This window comes from Mesorhizobium sp. M4A.F.Ca.ET.020.02.1.1 (assembly GCF_004022645.1).
Lineage (GTDB): Bacteria > Pseudomonadota > Alphaproteobacteria > Rhizobiales > Rhizobiaceae > Mesorhizobium.
The window spans coordinates 1-795 of sequence record NZ_RZOI01001257.1 but is presented as its reverse complement, the minus strand read 5'-3'; the positions used below and the strand labels follow the sequence as shown (position 1 = coordinate 795).

2 protein-coding genes are annotated in these 795 nt (G+C 64.3%); both read left to right on the top strand.

What is annotated here, in order from left to right; all coding sequences use genetic code 11:
- Positions 1-536, top strand: a 536-nt coding sequence (locus EN742_RS36470) for a zinc-binding dehydrogenase (RefSeq protein ID WP_148670594.1), incomplete at its 5' end; no start/stop codon positions are given.
- 145 nt (positions 537-681) lie between these two features.
- Positions 682-795, top strand: a 114-nt coding sequence (locus EN742_RS36465) for a LacI family DNA-binding transcriptional regulator (protein WP_245492498.1), incomplete at its 3' end; no start/stop codon positions are given.

Genomic DNA, 795 nt, shown 5'->3' with positions numbered 1-795 from the left:
GCGCACGCGTGCCCGGCACCGCGCTGGTCTTCGGCGCCGGCCCGATCGGCCTGCTGCTTGCGCTGTCGCTGAAGGCGAGGGGGGTGGCGAGCGTCGCGGTTGCCGACATCAGCGAGCAGCGGCTTGCCTTCGCCGAGGCGCTCGGGCTGGTGCCGCTGCTGTCCGGATCGCAGGCGCTGGCGGCAAGGACGAAAGGCTTCGATTTCGTTGCCGACGCCACCGGCGTTGCCAGGGTGGTCGAAGCCATGATCGGCTTCACAGCCGATGGCGGCACTGGGCTCGTCTTCGGCGTCTGCGCGCCCGACGCCAGGATCTGGGTCGCGCCGTTCGAGATCTTCCGCCGCCAGATCAGGCTGGTCGGTTCGCATTCGCTGAACCGCAACATCCCGCAAGCGCTCGACATTCTGAGGCGCGACGACGGCACCATGGCACGGTTGGTCAGCCACCGGTTGCCGCTTGCGGAACTTTTGCCCTTCTTCGCCAAGAGCGGTGGCGATCCGGCGACGATGAAGGTGCAGTTTTCGGCGGATATATGAGTGAAAACGCGCGGCACTCCCATCGACCCGGAAACTCGCCTGGCACGGTCGAAGCGTTGCAGCTTTGCGCAAGATGGTGACTCACGTAGAGAGTGACGGGAAGGGTCGAACAGGGGGCCTGTGAATGGCAAAGACGATCAGGACGATGGAGGATTTCTCTGACTTCGTCGGCTTGTCTCGCACGACTGTCTCCAAATATTTCAACGATCCCAATTCGGTGCGGAAGAACACGCGCAGCGCCATCGAGGCGGCGCTGAAG